Source organism: Paraperibacillus marinus (genome assembly GCF_046237605.1).
Lineage (GTDB): Bacteria > Bacillota > Bacilli > Bacillales > DSM-1321 > Paraperibacillus > Paraperibacillus marinus.
The window spans coordinates 676,498-693,232 of sequence record NZ_CP143542.1 but is presented as its reverse complement, the minus strand read 5'-3'; the positions used below and the strand labels follow the sequence as shown (position 1 = coordinate 693,232).

Annotated in this window: 13 protein-coding genes and 1 riboswitch; of the genes, 5 read left to right on the top strand and 8 right to left on the bottom strand. The window is 46.7% G+C overall.

The features are described from left to right. Nucleotides 1-118: 118 nt before the first annotated feature. Together V1498_RS03560 and V1498_RS03555 are read right to left on the bottom strand one after the other, a co-directional pair. The gene (locus V1498_RS03560; protein WP_409296938.1) at nucleotides 119-2,857 is read right to left on the bottom strand and encodes a GTP-binding protein; all 2,739 of its coding nucleotides are present in this window, start codon (nucleotides 2,855-2,857) and stop codon (nucleotides 119-121) included. Nucleotides 2,858-3,144: 287 nt separating this feature from the next. Next, nucleotides 3,145-3,477, bottom strand: a complete 333-nt coding sequence (locus tag V1498_RS03555; RefSeq protein ID WP_409296937.1) for an Mpo1-like protein — start codon at nucleotides 3,475-3,477, stop codon at nucleotides 3,145-3,147. A gap of 185 nt (nucleotides 3,478-3,662) precedes the next feature. On the opposite strand from V1498_RS03555, the gene V1498_RS03550 reads away from it, so the two are divergent. Continuing rightward, entirely contained in the window at nucleotides 3,663-3,818 is a 156-nt protein-coding gene (locus tag V1498_RS03550) for a hypothetical protein (protein WP_409296936.1), read from the top strand. Nucleotides 3,819-4,017: 199 nt separating this feature from the next. Beyond that, the gene (locus tag V1498_RS03545) at nucleotides 4,018-4,182 is read left to right on the top strand and encodes a hypothetical protein (protein WP_409296935.1); all 165 of its coding nucleotides are present in this window, start codon (nucleotides 4,018-4,020) and stop codon (nucleotides 4,180-4,182) included. 193 nt (nucleotides 4,183-4,375) lie between these two features. On the opposite strand, the gene V1498_RS03540 is transcribed toward V1498_RS03545, so the two are convergent. Both V1498_RS03540 and V1498_RS03535 read right to left on the bottom strand, forming a co-directional pair. Beyond that, nucleotides 4,376-5,203, bottom strand: a complete 828-nt coding sequence (locus V1498_RS03540) for an STAS domain-containing protein (RefSeq protein WP_409296934.1) — start codon at nucleotides 5,201-5,203, stop codon at nucleotides 4,376-4,378. Between the two features lie 138 nt (nucleotides 5,204-5,341). After that, entirely contained in the window at nucleotides 5,342-6,604 is a 1,263-nt protein-coding gene (locus tag V1498_RS03535; RefSeq protein ID WP_409296933.1) for an MDR family MFS transporter, read from the bottom strand. Between the two features lie 93 nt (nucleotides 6,605-6,697). Between V1498_RS03535 and V1498_RS03530 the strand changes: the two genes are divergently transcribed. Then, nucleotides 6,698-8,452: an ABC transporter substrate-binding protein gene (locus tag V1498_RS03530; protein ID WP_409296932.1), complete on the top strand. Its 1,755-nt coding sequence runs from the start codon at nucleotides 6,698-6,700 to the stop codon at nucleotides 8,450-8,452. Between the two features lie 40 nt (nucleotides 8,453-8,492). Here the strand turns inward: V1498_RS03530 and V1498_RS03525 are convergent, their stop codons facing one another. Then, nucleotides 8,493-9,872 carry an NAD-dependent succinate-semialdehyde dehydrogenase gene (locus V1498_RS03525; protein WP_409296931.1) on the bottom strand — a complete coding sequence of 460 codons (1,380 nt, stop codon included), beginning with the start codon at nucleotides 9,870-9,872 and terminating at the stop codon, nucleotides 8,493-8,495. A gap of 108 nt (nucleotides 9,873-9,980) precedes the next feature. After that, the gene (locus V1498_RS03520; RefSeq protein ID WP_409296930.1) at nucleotides 9,981-10,589 is read right to left on the bottom strand and encodes an exonuclease domain-containing protein; all 609 of its coding nucleotides are present in this window, start codon (nucleotides 10,587-10,589) and stop codon (nucleotides 9,981-9,983) included. 869 nt (nucleotides 10,590-11,458) lie between these two features. Here V1498_RS03520 and pepV point away from each other — a divergent pair. After that, nucleotides 11,459-12,868, top strand: coding sequence for a dipeptidase PepV (pepV, locus tag V1498_RS03515; RefSeq protein ID WP_409296929.1), 1,410 nt, complete (start codon nucleotides 11,459-11,461; stop codon nucleotides 12,866-12,868). Between the two features lie 71 nt (nucleotides 12,869-12,939). Continuing rightward, a complete protein-coding gene (locus V1498_RS03510) occupies nucleotides 12,940-13,062 on the top strand; it encodes a hypothetical protein (protein WP_409296928.1) in 123 nt (40 codons plus the stop codon). A 53-nt stretch (nucleotides 13,063-13,115) separates the two neighbouring features. Here the strand turns inward: V1498_RS03510 and V1498_RS03505 are convergent, their stop codons facing one another. Both V1498_RS03505 and V1498_RS03500 read right to left on the bottom strand, forming a co-directional pair. Then, entirely contained in the window at nucleotides 13,116-14,942 is a 1,827-nt protein-coding gene (locus V1498_RS03505) for an APC family permease (RefSeq protein WP_409296927.1), read from the bottom strand. Between the two features lie 146 nt (nucleotides 14,943-15,088). Next, nucleotides 15,089-15,222: riboswitch (cyclic di-AMP (ydaO/yuaA leader) on the bottom strand. Nucleotides 15,223-15,318: 96 nt separating this feature from the next. Beyond that, on the bottom strand, nucleotides 15,319-16,326 hold the full coding sequence (locus V1498_RS03500; protein ID WP_409296926.1) for a phosphotransferase family protein: 1,008 nt from the start codon (nucleotides 16,324-16,326) through the stop codon (nucleotides 15,319-15,321). Nucleotides 16,327-16,735 lie beyond the last annotated feature (409 nt).

Below are 16,735 nucleotides of genomic sequence, written 5' to 3'. Positions count from 1 at the left end.
TAGAAGAATTCCAAATGGGCAAAAAATCATACGGGGGACTTCAAACGATTGTATAAGCCAGGCAGGGGAATCTCATCAGACAAAAAGATGACTCCGCTGGGGAGCCATCTTTTTTGGTTTAATAAATATACTGTACTTCTTTATCCACGATCATAATCCATTCACAGGAGCGCAGTCTGACTTCAAAAAGGGTGAGCGGATCGAAGTAGGCTGATGGGTTTTGTTTCAGACCCTCAAGAGCGGAGGTATTCTCCGTTATGGTCTTCTCTGTGTCTTCGATTGCTCCATTGATTTCCTTGTTTGGCTCCTTGAAGAACATCTTCACGTCGCGTTCGAGGGATTTTTCAAACATGTCGAACTGCATGAGGAATTTATCCGTCACCTTCCTTGCAGCTTCACTATAATCTTCATTTTCTACATATTGCTTATATTTGCTGTGAAGCATCGTATTGTTCTGTGAAATGGCTCCGAAGAGTCTGCCGGCGCTCTTCAGCAGCATCTGCTGCGGCGAGCGGTTCAAGAAGGAAAACTGTTCCTGGCTGTAGCCGCCCGTCATCCGGTCTGAATCGCGGCGCCAGTCATCCAGCACCCTGAAGTCGCCCTTAAGCTCGAATTCCTCATTTCCATACAGCTTATTGAAGCCATCCTTCATTTCATCGAGGAATTGCTGGCCTTCATTGAATTCAACTGCAGCCGTCTTGATCCATTCCTGGAGGGAGAGATAGAATCTCGGCAGGATATCCCGGTCAATATAGCTTTCTACCCGCTCATTCATCTCCATATTCAGCTTGCGCTCCAGGTCAGCGTAATTGCTGTCTTCTGTAATGATATCCGACGTTTTCTGCAGGATTTTAGGGATTTTGGCTTCCATCTCAGCCCTGACCTTTGCCTTGATGGAGGAGAAGGTCGTCTGAATGCGGGCTGCCTTCCCTTTTTCAAAATCGTCGAGCTGGTGGCTCGCCCCTTTTAGCTTGCTGAGCATATCTACATCCCAGCCGATCTGGTGATCCAGTTTCTTTTCATTCTCAACGCGCTTTTGGACCAGTCCCTTTAAGGCCTGACGGATATAGAATAAGAGCTTTGCCGTGCGCTCCTTCTCGAAATTCCCCCGGGAAAAGCCCCACTCAATGAATTCGCCAAGCTCCCTGAATCCTTTAAAACTGCCCTCTTCCGAAGAATAAGGGAAGATGCCGGCATGAGGGAAATAGGATTGAATCGTCTCCAGGGTTTCCTTTACAACACGGGAGGCTGCCTCCTTGCCATAATAAGCATCCATGCTGTTGATGATGAAGTGGAGCGGCAGATCCGGCGCCTGCTCTCTGATCTTCAGCAAGATTTCCCTGTCTTCTTCTGAGAAGGGATCATCGGCATTCAGGATATACAGCAGGCTGTCCGCAAAATGCAGATAAGAGAACATAGGATTAATATCTGTATTATGATCATTGAAGGCCGGCGTCTCAAGAAGCATCAGCCTGTTCTCCCGAAGGAACCTTGACGGCAGATTGAACTCAATGAGATCTCCCTGTCTCTGCCTGCGGCTTGTCACTTCATTGAAGTCTTTAAATGTAAGATTCTTTTCATCTTCTGCAGTATGTTTTATAAGCGTATCCTGATGATTCTTAAATGCAATCATGCCTGAAGTGTCGGCATTCAGGATGCTTTCGCCCAGTACTGAGTTTGAAAAGGTGAACTTTCCGTTTCCAGATGCTGCCGCAACCATCACATGGCGCGAGTCAAGATTCAGAAGTTCCCTAATGACCCAGTCCTCGCTGGCATCGACTGCCACTGAGTTGCCACCCGCCCAGGATGTGATCGATTCATATAGTTCCATACCTTTTTTCAGGCCGTCATATTGTTTATCTGATTGATAAATGGACTGTTCAGCCGCATGAACCGTATCCTGGCTGATGCTTTCCGGAAATAGTTCGCTCCAGGCAAGAACAGCCGAAGAGGCAAACAGAAGATCCTGATCATCAGCGAGCAGAAGCCAGGCGGAGGCATGCCCGGGAACGATGTGATCGATTTCTTTAAGCGTATAGGAACCGCCTACCAAATAAAGATAGGTTTCCCTGAACAGAGGCGAAAGCCTCCGCCAGGAATGAGAAGTTATATCCATCAAGGCCAGGAGTTTATTGATGTTGACGATCCAGCCGAGGTAAGCCTCCTGTTCCCGGAAGTTCTCCCATAACGCTGCCGTCAGCTCTTCAAAGATCCTATCATCGGTTTTTTCTGCCGCGCCAATGGCCGGATTAAAGTATTCGGGTCCAAACCCGGAAGCTCTTCCCGACTTGATATAGGAAATCAGGGTATTGAACCATGCGCCCGCTCTCGTGCGTACAGACTCGCTGGCTGCCAGTTCAACCGCACTGTGCCAGTCGTGATTCTCCTCATAAAACACCCTTGCAATTTCAGTGAGGGTTGGATATTCCGGGTGTTCACTGACAATCTTTTTTATGACCTTGTCAGCCGATTCTTTTTTTTCCTGTTTAATGTAAAGGGAAAAAAGCTGAAGTGCAGTTTCCGATCTGAGGGTGGGATCATGTGTGTCAATGGATAGATAAACGCCCTCCGCTTCAGTCAGGTTTCCCTCTTCATAATGGGCGTCCCCGATATTTTTCTCGGCCCAAAGCTTCAACGCATTGGATACACGCTCCCACTTAAAAATTGCAGATTCATAATCTTTATTATGGTAATATACTTCCCCTTGCGCAAACCGAATATTTGAAAGATCTACAGTTTCATCAGTCCGCCCCAGGAAAAGCGCTTCCCCAAGCAGTGATTCAGCATGCCCGGAACTATTATCTGGCAAAAAAGCTTCATAAAAAGTCTTAGCAACCAATTGCTTTTCCAAAGTCATAATTAACCTCCGTAATAAATAAAAGAATGATGGGATATTATACTCATATTCTAACAAAACTTTTTTACAAAAATATTTCGTATTGTTTCAAACACAATACATCTTTGACGGAGTCATGATGTTTTTTATGTAGAATCCCGCTGTCCCTTCTTTATGGTTTCCATTCCTTCCTATCTACTTTCCACAATTTACTTCCATAAAACAAATTATGTTCGATAAAAAAAATTATGTTCATGCCCTGGCTGCCAAAAAAATAACCGTTCCTTCAAAGGAACGGATCATAGAAGCTAAGCGCGCAGTGCAGACTCCGCCCTCTCGATTTCCTTGCCAAGCCGGCCTAGAAGCGTCAGACGGTACATTCTGAAATCCGCCCGCAGAGACCAGATAGGATGGCCAAAAGTGGCAGGCTTATTGCCTTCAATGAAAAAGTGACTGAACCATGCAAGCGCATAGGCCGTGACAGGGGCAAGTATCAGTAGCCAATAGTTTTGAAAGATAACAGCCCAAAGAATAAAAACGAACACCAGGCTGGTGCCGGCAAAATGCCAGGCCCTGGTCGTGCCCTTGCTATGCTGAGACAGATAAAAGAGCCAGAATGCCTCATAATCAGAGAAGTTCATATCCTTTTCCTCCCTACAAGATTTTTTACATTATTCTACATATATTGTGCAATCTCCTCTATATTTCTAATAGGTATTTTTTCTAAAAATTCTGTGTATTTTAGGAAGATTTACCTATATAATAAAGGTAGATCTTCATTAGCAGCTTTTACTTCATATAAGCTTCCCGGGAAGGATGATATGAAATGGAAAAGCCGTGTTACTATGATGGCAGCGGCACACTGCCCCCAAGCGTTGAAAACTGCTCTCCCACAGCGGGTTTTTTAACGGAAGAGGCCCGGAAGTTCATCAGCGGCAGCCCCTGTCCGGAGCATGAGCAGCTAGAAAAACGAGCGATTTAAGAGATAATTTGGGCGAAACTCATATCTTATCAGCTTTTATCGTCCAAATGAGTAAACAAAGAATCCCAGATTGCACATTAGATGCCTTCCACCTGCTGGAGGGCAATTTGTTTGCCCCGCAGAACATTGAATTTAAAGGACAAAGGGATGGAAAAGAATTTATAGTTTCCGACCAGGTCAGGAGGCTATTATTTAAAAGATGATAATAGAGCTTTTGAAACACACAAAATCAAAATCATCTGGAAGCAAGCGTCAGGCTGTCGACCAAGTCGACATGATTGCTAACTTACCAATATATAGTGCTCTTCAGGAAACCACCAAATATGTAACTGAAAAAGAAACAAATCCCTTTTTCTCCAACTGAATTTTTGAAAAAGGTGTTTGTCTACAATCTGACGCTGGGGAATTTCCAGCGTTTTTTCTCCTTGCAGCTATACTTTAAAAACGCAGCATTCCGTTTCAGGCACTCGCTTCGATTCACCAACAGCACCTATGTTTACAATAAAACAGCCCCCTCCCATTAAGGATGAGGCTGCTTTTCCAGAACTTTTGGATGCTTATCTTCCCGTATCCTTCATGCTGTCAATGGCTTCCCTTACGGTTGCAAATGAAGTGATCGCTGACAGATCGATTCCGCTTTCGACCGCGAGCTGGGCGAGATCCGGACGGATTCCGGTTGCTATGGACTTTACGCCAATCAGGCGGAGCACATTATGGATATCAAAGATATGCTTTGCAACTGTTGCATCTATGGTAAAGATTCCGGAGAAGTCAAGGATCAGGCAGGTCACTTGGAGTTTTGTAACCTTCGGAACCACTTTTTCCAGGATAAGCGATGCCCGGTCATAATCAATTTTTCCAATCAGGGGCAGCACGGCGATTTCATCTTGTATAGGAACCACAGGGGCCGACAGATAATTCAGTTCGTCCTGCACATCCCTTATCACCTTATCTGTATGCCTTTCAAAAGCATAGACCGTTTCATTTATGCTTAAGTCCAGGAAGTAGTTAACCCGTGTCATAATGGTGATTGTATCAGATGCGCTCAATCCCTCAGCCAGGCAGAGGCGTGATATATGCTCGGTGAAAACAATCCGGGTGTCAGGATATCTCGAAATGATGGTAGACAGCCTTCCTGTATCAGCAGCCTCCCTCTCGCCATTTTCTTTGCTCCAAGACAAAAGGCCTTCAGGGACTTTCTCCTCTCTGCAGTCGAGGAGTTCTCCCATGAATCCGAGAAATCCTTTATATATAACCTTCGCATTATCTATTTCATATTGGGGAACTTCCACACGGAACCGTTTGACAATTTCATTGACCATCTCTTCAGCAATGCTTTTCGCATTTTTTGTAAGCTGACCTGCTATATCTTTTATTGAGGCCAAAAGTTCTTCACCCTCCATATTATGTTGTGAGTCTATTATATAAAAAACTTCATTTAGAATAAATATAAAATTTTAGCCTTTCTCCATGCAAAGGACGCCTGAGGATGGCCCCCGGCGTCCTATTTTTTTCACTCTTCCTCAAGTTGCGCTCTCAACACCTTCGGCAGACGCCTTCACCCCGATGCCTTTTACTGCCGCTGTAAACAATAGGAATGACACCAGTCCGCATACGATATACACGGCTATCATCCCGGCAGGACCCCATGCTGCACCCAATATAATGCCTGCCGCTCCAAGCAGCTTGGCCCCTTGAAAGACAAGGCCGTTAACAGCCATATATGCCCCTCTTGAATCATCCTCCATTAAATCTGCCATCAAGCTTTGCCTGACTGGCACATACATCATTTCACCGATGGTCTGTATCAGCCCGGCCGCTAGAAGGAGCCAGATCGAATTGCTGGCGGCAAGCACAGAGTAACCTGCCACCTGGGCAAAGATCCCGATGTTCAGGATGTTCTTTTCCCGGAACCGGGTCACCCACGCAGCCATCAAGACTGTGAACATGACGATGATCAACGTATTTTCCGTCGTTAAAAAGCTGAACATCCTTATTCCATCAATGTGAAAGCCCGCTCCCAATATAGATAGTTCCATTGGCGGAAATCCTTGTTCCAGCCTGATGGATATATAATTATTGCGCTGCATCTCAAGACCCAGAACGAATATACTTGCGAGCGAGAAGATGAGGAAAGCTTTATTGTGCATCACTGCTCTATAGCTCCCGGCCATATCCTTCCAGACATTGACCTTTGCTGTGCCCTTTTTGGGCTGATACTGGTCTTCCATAAAGAAAACAATCAATAATAAGGTGAGCACCCCGATCAGTGTCAGGGACAGGAAGAGTTCAAATTTGTGTTCTTTAAAAAGAAAACCTCCAGCCAGGGAGCCGATCATAATGGAAGCATTGATAGCCCAGTAATTGATGCTGTACATGAAAGTGCGTGTCTCCTTTGTACTGACATCAATCAGCATCGCCTCTGCGGCTGGATTAATAAAGCCAGAGCTGAAGCTGTTTAACAGCATCATATAAAAAGTGATCCACACCGATCCATACCACGGCGAGTTAACTGCTGCCATCACCATGAATGAAATTAATGAAGCAATCTGTCCGATCACAAGCACCTTTTTCCTTCCAGCTTTATCGGTGATGTATCCGCCATAAAATCCTGAAATAATGGAAGCAGCCACATTGATCAGCAGCAATATCCCAGCCAGGGTGCTTCCAAGCTCGCGGGAAAAATAGATCGCCATGAATGGAAAAATCATTGAGCCTACAGCCCGTGTCAGGAAAGATGTAAGTATCCGGATTTGTATGTTTTTATGAAGTTTAAAAAATGTCATATGTTGTCCCTCCTCTCTATGAAATATAGAGTAGAAAAAGAGGAAGAAAAAGGATAAACTTATTCTAAAAATGTCCCCTTTTGGAGGATCCACATGAAACCGATCGAGCATTATCTACAGATGAGACTGGGATTTTTGGCAGACGAAAAGGATTTGGGGCTCTCCAAATCCCTTGATGATATTGCTTCTATCCTTTGCTGCAGCAGGAAAAATGCGAAGAGAGTGCTCCGGCGCCTGGAGGAAGAAGGCTTATTGACATACAGCAGCGGTGCAGGCAGGGGAAATAAATCAAGAATCACCTATCAGTCGGCCATTCACAGCTTTTTGTCTGGATTGTTGAAGGAATACATTCAAGGAGGGAATTACGAGGCCGCCCTTTCTCTTATCAAGCTCCCTGTTCCGGCTGATTTAAAGGAAGCTCTGACACAGAAGCTGCAGCGGCATTTCAATGCCTTCACCCGCAGCCAAACACAGGATATTCTGAGGCTTTCTCTTAAGCGTAAGCTTTTACTCATGGACCCGGCCTTTGTTTCAATCTCCACCGAAAGCCACCTGGTCAGGCAGATATACAGCACCCTGGTTGTTTTTGACAGTGAAAGCAATAGCATCAAGCCGCACCTTGCCCATGCCTGGGAATATGACAGCAAGGAAAAAATTTGGATTTTCTATATCCGCAAGGGCATTAAATTCCACAATGGCAGATCGCTCACTTCTGAAGATATAGCTTTTACATTCCGCCGGCTAAAAGAGACAGATTCACCAAATAACTGGCTGATGGAGGACGCTGCGGTAATTGAAACACCTTCACCCTGGATCGTTAAAATCCGGCTGAACAGGGATAATGCCCTCTTCCTTCACTATTTAAGCAGCCCCAATGCGTCCATCCTGCCATCTGGTCATGAATTCAGCCAAAAGCATATTATTGGCAGCGGCCCATATGCAGTGAAGTCATTGAATGAGCATTCGCTGATTTTGGAAGCTTTTGACGGCTATTTCAAAGAAAGGGCTTATATTGATGCTATCGAGCTCTGGTTCATTCCAGAAGCTGAAGAAGTTCTCCTGGATTTCGAACTGCCGGGTATGGAGATCGGCAGCCTTCATACCAGGCAGCAATCTGTGGCTGAGGTGGGATGCACGTATCTTGGCTTTAACTTTAATAAACCGGGAATCATGCATGATCCATTATTCAGAAAGGCCATGAATGAATTGGTAGATCAGAGATTGCTGATTGAAGAGTTAAATAAGGAAGCAAGAATTCCGGCAGCAAGCTTTTTTCCATGGATCAGTTCAGGAAGGTCTATTCTAAAATCCATGGAACGGGCAAAGAACTATCTTGCCATGAGCGGGTACAGCGGCGAAGTCCTCTCGCTTTATTATTTTAATAAAAAAGAGAGCAGCCAGGATGCGCTCTGGCTGAAAGAACGCTGCAGGAAAGCGGGCATTGCCCTGGAATTGTTTCCTTTTTCCATAAACACGTTCTATGAGGAAACGGACTCGAGAAAGGGGGATCTGATTCTTATGGGAGAAATTTTTCAGGAGGACCATCATTTTTCTTTTACAGCAGCCTTTAAGAATTCCAGCTGTTTTATCAGCCGCTTCCTGGCCGGAAGCATGAAGGAAGCCGCTGATAAGAGGATCAGCCGGATCCTGGCAGAGCCATCCGCGGAAGTACGGCAGAACCTGATGCAGCAGATGGAAGGATGGATTATGGAAGAAAATCTGTTTATCTTCAATTATCATACGGAAAGGACGAGGCGCTATCATGGCCTGCTTGCAGGGGTAGCACTGAATTCATTCGGCTGGGCCAATTTTAACGAAATCTGGATTAAGCCTGAGCTGAAACCTTGAAAAAGAAGCTGCCCGGCGAAGGACAGCTTCATTTTGGTAATCAGTCCGGCAGCCCCATGGAAATATACTTAATCTCCAGATACTCTTCGATGCCAAAGTGTCCGCCTTCACGTCCAAGTCCGCTCTGTTTAAAGCCGCCAAAAGGCGCCTGGGCGACTGAAGGCAGGCCGTCATTGAGCCCGACAATGCCGTATTGCAGTTCTTCAGACATTCTGATTGCCTGGGTAAGATCCCGGGTGAACACATAGGCTGCCAGTCCGTAGATGGTATCATTGGCACGTTCGATCGCCTCTTCCGCCGTTTTGAAAACAGAAATCGGAGCAACCGGTCCAAAGGTTTCTTCGCTCATGCAAAGCATATCCTCCGTCGCATCCGCAATGACCACAGGATTTACAAAATACCCTTCTGCATGGCCTTCGGCATTGACCTCTGTCAGGATCCTGCCGCCCTTCTGGATGGCGTCGTCGATATGTTTTTGTACCTTCTCTACAGCATGGGAGTCAATCAGCGGCCCGATTTCGATTCCTTCCTCGAGGCCATTTCCGACTTTCAGCTTCGCTGCCGCTTCAGCAAACTTTGCGTTGAATTCCTCCGCGATGCCTTCCTGGACGTAAATACGGTTGGCACAAACACAGGTCTGGCCGGCATTACGGAATTTTGAGGCAATCAGTCCATTAACTGCCTGATCTAAATCCGCATCCTCCATCACGATGAAAGGAGCATGTCCGCCAAGCTCGAGCGACAGTTTTTTGACCGTATCGGCTGCCTTTTTCATCAATATTTTGCCCACTTCAGTTGACCCGGTGAAGGAGATTTTGGTGACCCTGGTATCCTCCATCCAGGCATCGCCGATTTCTGCAGCTTCACCTGTTACAATCTGGAGAACATCCCGGGGAATTCCTGCCTCATATGCAAGTTCAGCCATTCTGATGGCTGTAAGCGGTGTCTGCTCGGCCGGCTTTACGACTGCTGTGCAGCCAGCAGCAAGAGCAGGTCCGACTTTCCTGGTAATCATGGCCGCCGGAAAGTTCCAGGGTGTGATAGCCGCTATCACTCCGACCGGCTGTTTTTGTACCAGTATCCGTTTGTTTGGATGAGAGGCCGGGATAATCTGTCCGTATACCCGCTTCGCTTCCTCCGCATACCAGGAAATGAAGCTGTTGGCGTACGTGACTTCCCCCGCTGCTTCCTTAAGCGGCTTCCCCTGTTCCCTGGTCATGATTTCGGCAATTTCATCTGTATGCTCCCTGATAAGGTCATGCCATTTCATCAATAGTTCACTGCGCTCACCGGCCGTCTTCTTCGACCAGCTCTTAAACGCCTCATGCGCAGCATCCACCGCAGCTCGTGCCTCCCTGCGGCCGTCCTCCTGTACCTGGCCGACTACCTCACCAGTAGCCGGATTCAAAACATCAACCATTGAAATACCTCCTTATAAGGGGGACAGGCCCCATTTCCCGGGTTATTTCCCAGCTGCTTTAAACTTACCTCAATTGGGTCAAGAAAAAAAACAATTGGGCTCGGAGGATTAAACTGATTTTCGTACAGTGGTTTTCGCCTGGTATTGCCTCATCGGTCTGCCAGTAATGATTTCCTTCAGATATAGAGTTCCTCTGGGGCTTGTCTGCTTTAACAATTCCAGGAGATTCGTAATGTCATCGAGCGCCCTGTGTGATTGATATTCGGTAATAGCATGGGCCTGAAGCAGTGTCAGGAGTCTGCTGTCCGGAAAACCGTAGCCCTTCCACGGCACCCCCCTCATGGTGCAGTACCAATCGGATTCATTTACCGCCGGATACATCCTAAATAGGAAGCTGCGATCAAAGGAAGCATTGTGCGCGAATATCGCATCCGCCCTCTCAAAGAACGTCATAATCCTGTCATCGCTGAAGCTTTTTCCCTGAACCATTTCATAAGGAATTCCATGCACACGAAATGCGCTGCTGTAATTTCTTTTGGCAGATACTGTTACAGGCTCTCTCAAAAAAGAATCCACGTCGATGATTTCCAGGACCTCGCCCGTTTCTTCTTTATATGAAAAGAGCTTTAAGGCAAGTTCAATCACTTCATCACGGTCCGGACCGAGGCCGGTCGTCTCCACATCCACTACCAGTCCATGCTTGATTTCATTATTCATGTATCTATTCTCCCATCCTTTACTATCCGGTTTTCTATGGAAAAGGGGCGGAGCTGCATGTATCATATGGCTTCGGCCAGATAGGTGAAAATCATTTATCTTGCCAGCATTCCTGCCTGCACTCTACTCCGCTCCACCGCCTTATTGTGTTTGTTCCTGCTCTGTCCAGGTTCCTTTCCATGCATGGGTTGTGAGTAGAAAACTCATGTTTGTTTTCTATGTCCATTGTATCCCTTCCAACCGCTGAATTTAACAAACTTTTTACCCAAATACTAATAAAGGAGAGGATTTCGTGATTTTGCTCGCATTTTGCTTTACAATTTTTTCAGGCTCTTTTCTGAAAGATTGTTGTTTTAGGATGAGTTTTATGAGGAAATCACATTATTTAGCAAGTGGACTTATACTTCAGGTGCGAGACTCCAGATCCGGTGCGGACTGCGACCTGAGTCATCAGTGCTACTAAGCTTCTGTCACAGCAATCGCTCGCCAATCAGCAAGTCTTCTTTCGCTAACGCATAAGTGCGACTAGGCTTCTGTCTTCGCTTGCGCTCGCCAATCAGCAAGTCTTCTTTCGCTAACGCATAAGTGCGACTAAGCTTCTGTCTTCGCTTGCGCTCGCCAATCAGCAAGTCTTCTTTATCGGGGCTCTGCCTGCCAAAGTAGTTTGTTGTCTCAATCTGAATGTGAACATGAGGCTTTTGAAATCTTTACTTTCAGCAGGCACCGTTCTCCGCTTTACTTGGAGCAGCGGGACAGGTGAGACCCCGCAGGCTCACCGCCCGCCCTGCGCAGGTAGAGTGCCTGCAGCGGAAATCCACTTTCTTGTTCAATAGCGACAACTTTTTTAAAGCCATAAGGAGGAATTCAATATGAACTGGCATCAAGAAACAGTTAAAAACCGTGATCAATTCCTGCATGACCTGAAGGAACTGCTCAAAATCAAAAGCGTCAAGGATCCGGCCACAGCTTCCAAAGAAGCACCAATGGGGGCCGCTGTCGGCGAGGCGCTTGATTTCATGCTGAAACTCGCTGAAAAAGACGGCTTCCGTACGAAGAACATAGATGGCTATGCCGGATATGCAGAAATGGGACCACAAGATGCAGAGAATTACATAGCGGTCCTTTGTCATGTCGACGTTGTACCGGCTTCCTCCGGGTGGTCATCTGATCCCTTTGAACCTGAAATCCGTGACGGAGTTCTTTATGCCCGGGGTGCAATGGATGACAAAGGACCGACCATGGCCGCTTATTATGCCTTTAGGCTTGTAAAAAGCCTCGGTCTGCCGCTTGATCATCGGATCCGGATCATCTTTGGGACCGATAAGGAAAGCGGGATGAGCTGCATGCAGAAGTATATGGAAGTGGAGGAACACCCTATAGCAGGCTTTGCACCGGATGCCGATTTCCCCATCATCCATGCAGAAAAAGGACAGGTTAATATCCGCTTTGTCTTAGAACGGACTTCCGGTCAGGATAGCGCCTCCCTAAAACTGCTGTCCTTCCAGGCAGGCGAGCGGGCCAATGTTGTTCCTGATTCAGCAGTAGCGCGCTTACATGGCGAATACACCGCAGTTTTAATGGAAAGATTTAGGGCTTACTGCAGCAGCACCGGATCTGAAGGAGACGCTTCTTTGGACGGCAAAATTTTGACTTTGACATTGAAAGGCAGCTCTGCCCACGCCATGGAACCCGATAAAGGAATCAACGCAGGCACACGGCTGGCTGCATTCCTGAAGAACGAGGACCTTGACCCGGACGGTCATGCCTATGTCTCTTTTGCTGCCCTTCTCGATGATGATTACTTTGGCAGTAAACTTGGCATCGAATTCAGCGACAGCATCACCGGGCCGCTTACTGTCAATCCAGGCATTCTCAGCTTTAATGGAGAGGAGGCATTCATCCATCTAAACCTGCGCATGCCTGTAAAAGCTCCGTATGACCTTACATATCAGCGCCTGAACCTAACAGCCTCAAAATTTGGCTTCAGACAGTCAGAGCTGCGTGAGCGTCTTCCCCACCATGTGGAAGAAGGACATCCACTTATTAAGACCCTGCAGAGAGTATACAGGGAGGAAACAGGTACTGAGCCTGTACTGCTTTCGACAGGTGGAAACACCTATGCCCGCACCATTCCGGGCGGCGTTGCGTTTGGTGCCCTATTTCCGGGCACACCGGACACCGCCCACCAGAAGGATGAGTGTATTCCAGTGGAAGAACTGATCAAGGCTTCCTCCATTTATGCACGGGCCATTTATGAACTGGGCAGGACCCGTTTTTAAAAAAACCGTTTAAGGCTGGGCTCACTTGGTGAACATATGAATATATTCTTTGTAACAAGGGAGGCCTTAAATTGACAGGAAATGAAAAGACTCCATTATTTTCTGATGATGCCCTTGATGCCATCGCTGAAGAAATCAGTGCAGAATGCAGGCCGAATCAGCAAGAGGAAGAGGACACAAGTGATTGTCAATAGTAATAAACGAGAGAAGCTGTCCCATGACTGGGACAGCTTCTCTCTTCTTTTGGCTATTCTTTTAGATGGTATGGCACAGTTGTAACAATAACATCCCGCCTGTATAACAGGAAGGCCCGTATCAAAAGGCTTGATTGATTGTGCAGGATATTGTGCCATCTTTTCTTCGGGATGAACTGCGGAATCAGCACCGTGACTTTGTAATTAGATTCGCCCGCTTTATGCTGCACTGTATCAATGAACTTAGTCAACGGATGGATGATGCTCCGGTAATAAGAATGAAGTGTTACAAGCCTGATGTCAGGCTGCCACTTCTTCCACTTTTCTTCAAATTTACGTTCGTCTCTTCTTTCAAAGGATACATAAACCGCAAGAATCTGGTCGGCTGACAGGGATTTCGCATAATTCAGCGAATTTTCCACCACATGGGTGATGCCGGCGACCGGGACGATGATCACATTGCCCTCAATCGGCGGTGCCTTTTCGCATGTACTGATGCGAAGCTGATTGCCGACAGCAGTATAATGCTTCTTGATCCTGTGGAACAGGAATACAAGGACCGGCAGGAAAATCAGCACCGGCCAGACCTGGGCGAACTTTGTGATGAAAAAGGTCATCATAACGAGAAAGCTGATTAAAGCACCTGTGAAATTGATGGCCAGCTTTCCTTTCCAGCCCTGGGGCCGTTCGCGGTACCATTTGACGAGCATACCAGTCTGAGAGAGCGTGAAAGGTATGAAAACGCCAACTGCATACAGCGGGATCAGCTGCTCGGTCCGCCCCTTGAAGGCCATAATCAGAAGGATGGATGCTGCACCCAGAAAGATAATTCCATTGGAATAGCCGAGACGGTCGCCGCGCATCGTAAACATCCTGGCGATATATTTATCCTTTGCCAGATTGAAGGCAAGCAGCGGAAACGCAGAATAGCCTGTATTGGCGGCAAGCACAAGGATCATGGCCGTTGTTCCCTGGATGAAATAGTACAAGAAACCCCGGCCGAATATACCCGCTGCAAGCTGAGATACCACCGTCTCCTTCTCTTCTGGTGCTAGTCCAAAATAATAGGCAAGGAATACAATGCCCGAAAACAGGATAGCAAGGAGGAGTCCCATTGCCATCAGAGTACGGGAAGCGTTCCTTGGTGCCGGGTCCTTGAAATTTGGGATCGCGTTGGAAATCGCCTCTACACCTGTCAGGGCTGAACTTCCTGATGCAAATGCCTTCAAAAGCAGGAATAACGTAATTCCCGCAGCCGGCGTCCCTGCAGGAACATGCGCACCCTCGGGTACCTGTCCAGTTATAATCTGATAAAGCCCTGCTCCGAGCATGAGAAATAAGGCAAGTACAAATAGATAGACCGGATATGCCAGCACCGTAGCCGATTCCGTGATCCCCCTCAAATTCAACAGCGTGATGAAAATTACAAGCCCGCAGGCAATGAGTACATTATGTTCATGCAGGGAAGGAAATGCGGAAGTCACCGCATCTGTTCCTGCGGAAACACTTACCGCAACCGTCAGGATATAATCTACAAGAAGGGAACCGCCCGCAATCAGACCGGGGTTTTCCCCAAGGTTCTGCTTTGAAACTACATAAGCTCCGCCTCCGTGCGGATAAGCATAGATAATCTGCCTGTATGAAAGAATAAGCGCCGCAAGCAGGAACAGCACACCTGCTGCGATAGGCAGCGAATACCAGAAGGCCGCTGCACTGACCGTCATCAAGACGATCAGGATTTGCTCCGGACCATATGCAACAGAAGACAGGGCATCAGAAGAAAGGATGGCCAGCGCCTTCTTTTTATTGAGTTTTTGTTCCCCAAGCTCCGTCGACTTTAACGGGCGCCCGATTAAAAACCGTTTAACCGCTGATAACATGATTGCACCTCTAGGATTCATAATTTGTCTATTTACTCTAGGTTCCCCGTTTGATGGATCTTCACTAAAAATATTGAGCCAACGCAAAAATGCCCACAGGCACGAAAAAAGCCCTGTGGACATCTATCAACAATTCCACAGCCCCACCTTCCTCTCATATAACGCTTACGGAGTTAGCTGACGGATTAGGACTATAAGAGTAGCCCTGCCTGATGTAATCAGGCTTCACCCCAATTGATTGGTTCCCCCGCTCCCATAAAGGATTAAGCGATCTAGAAATATGAAACTGAGAATTATCTTACTCCTGTTCCTAGAGGTTGTAAATAGATTTCTTTGTTAAATTTTTCAGGTGCTTTCCCTGCCTAAGTCATGTCTCCTAAGTCCGATCAGGCACCTCTGCCTGCAGGGATTCAAACTGTTCCCAGTCATCCATCGTATTTTGAATCAGTCTCCTTATATCCGCTGAACGCACCTCCCCGCAGGCTTCTTTGTCCAGCAGCCCGCACAGCGCAATAAGATCCAGCAATTTGGCCATCTGCAGCCACCTTTCCGGCAGCCGGCCTCCATACTCTGTATACCCGGTAATAAAGGGCTGCAGCAATATGGTATCTCCCAGACATTCATATCGGAGCATGTTGCCTATATCGAACAAGGGTGTGCCGCTAAACGCATATTCCCAGTCCAGGATGGCAGCGAGATGGCCCTGATCTTCAATCAGGATATTCAAAGGATTGAAATCACTGTGGACCAGGCAATTTTGAACGGTCAGCTCGTCCAAAAGCACAGCATGCCTTTCACAAAAACGAATCACCTTATCCGTCAAATGGAGCCCAAGATGCTTCCCTCCATACCCTTCATTCAGGCTTTCACTGATAAATGCAATGAATTCCCTTGACCCAGTGGATAGTGTCTCCCTGATATGAAGGTCGCCGTCAAAAAAACCCGGACCATCAAATTTCAGGGAATGAATTCGGGCTAAATGCCTGCCTGCATCCCTGGCAGCTTTCTTCACCAGGCTGCTGTCTTTTCTAAGGATTATCTCAGAAAGCTGTACTCCAGAGACAAAGTTCATTAAAAGAAATGGGGCGTCAGCTTTCTCGCATGTATCATCTGTATAAAGAACATCAGCAGCCGGGATCTTCCCCTTCAAAAGTTCGGCAATTTTACGTTCAATGGCACACGCCTCAGGATTTTGGCTGTATAGCCGGAGCACAAACACTTCCTCACTGTCTGTAGTAATCTTTAAATTTGTATGATTCAAGCCGCCGCCGAGAAGCAAAGTCTCCCGGACATGTCTTTCTTTCAGAAATGGCCGAAGCATATGGTCTGCTCTCCCAGCCTCAATCAGAATGATTTCACCGGAACGTTCCCAGCCTGATTTCATTCAAATTTGCCTCCCTTCTATTTTTGTTGAAATTATAGCAACATTTCGACTATCATTCATGTCGAAGATTGTAAAAAAGTGCTAGAAATAATTCTGTATTTTTTACAAAAAAAGTATGGAAAATAATTTTAACCTTGCTATAATGTTCATTATGAAATCACAACATTAAAAAAGGTGGGCGTTATGGGGACTTCAACATGCAGGTATGTAATCAGTGCAACAGGGAAAGGCGGAGAAACATACCACACCTCATGTCAAGGGAAGCAAGAGCTAAAAAAATGGATCCAGGACCACCAGGAAAAACTGGTCTTAGATGAATTGAAAATAACAGATAACAGAAACCCGTTCTCAAAATTGTTTTCTTTGAGCCGTTAAATTCGCCAAAAGTCATTCCGTAAAACGGATGGCT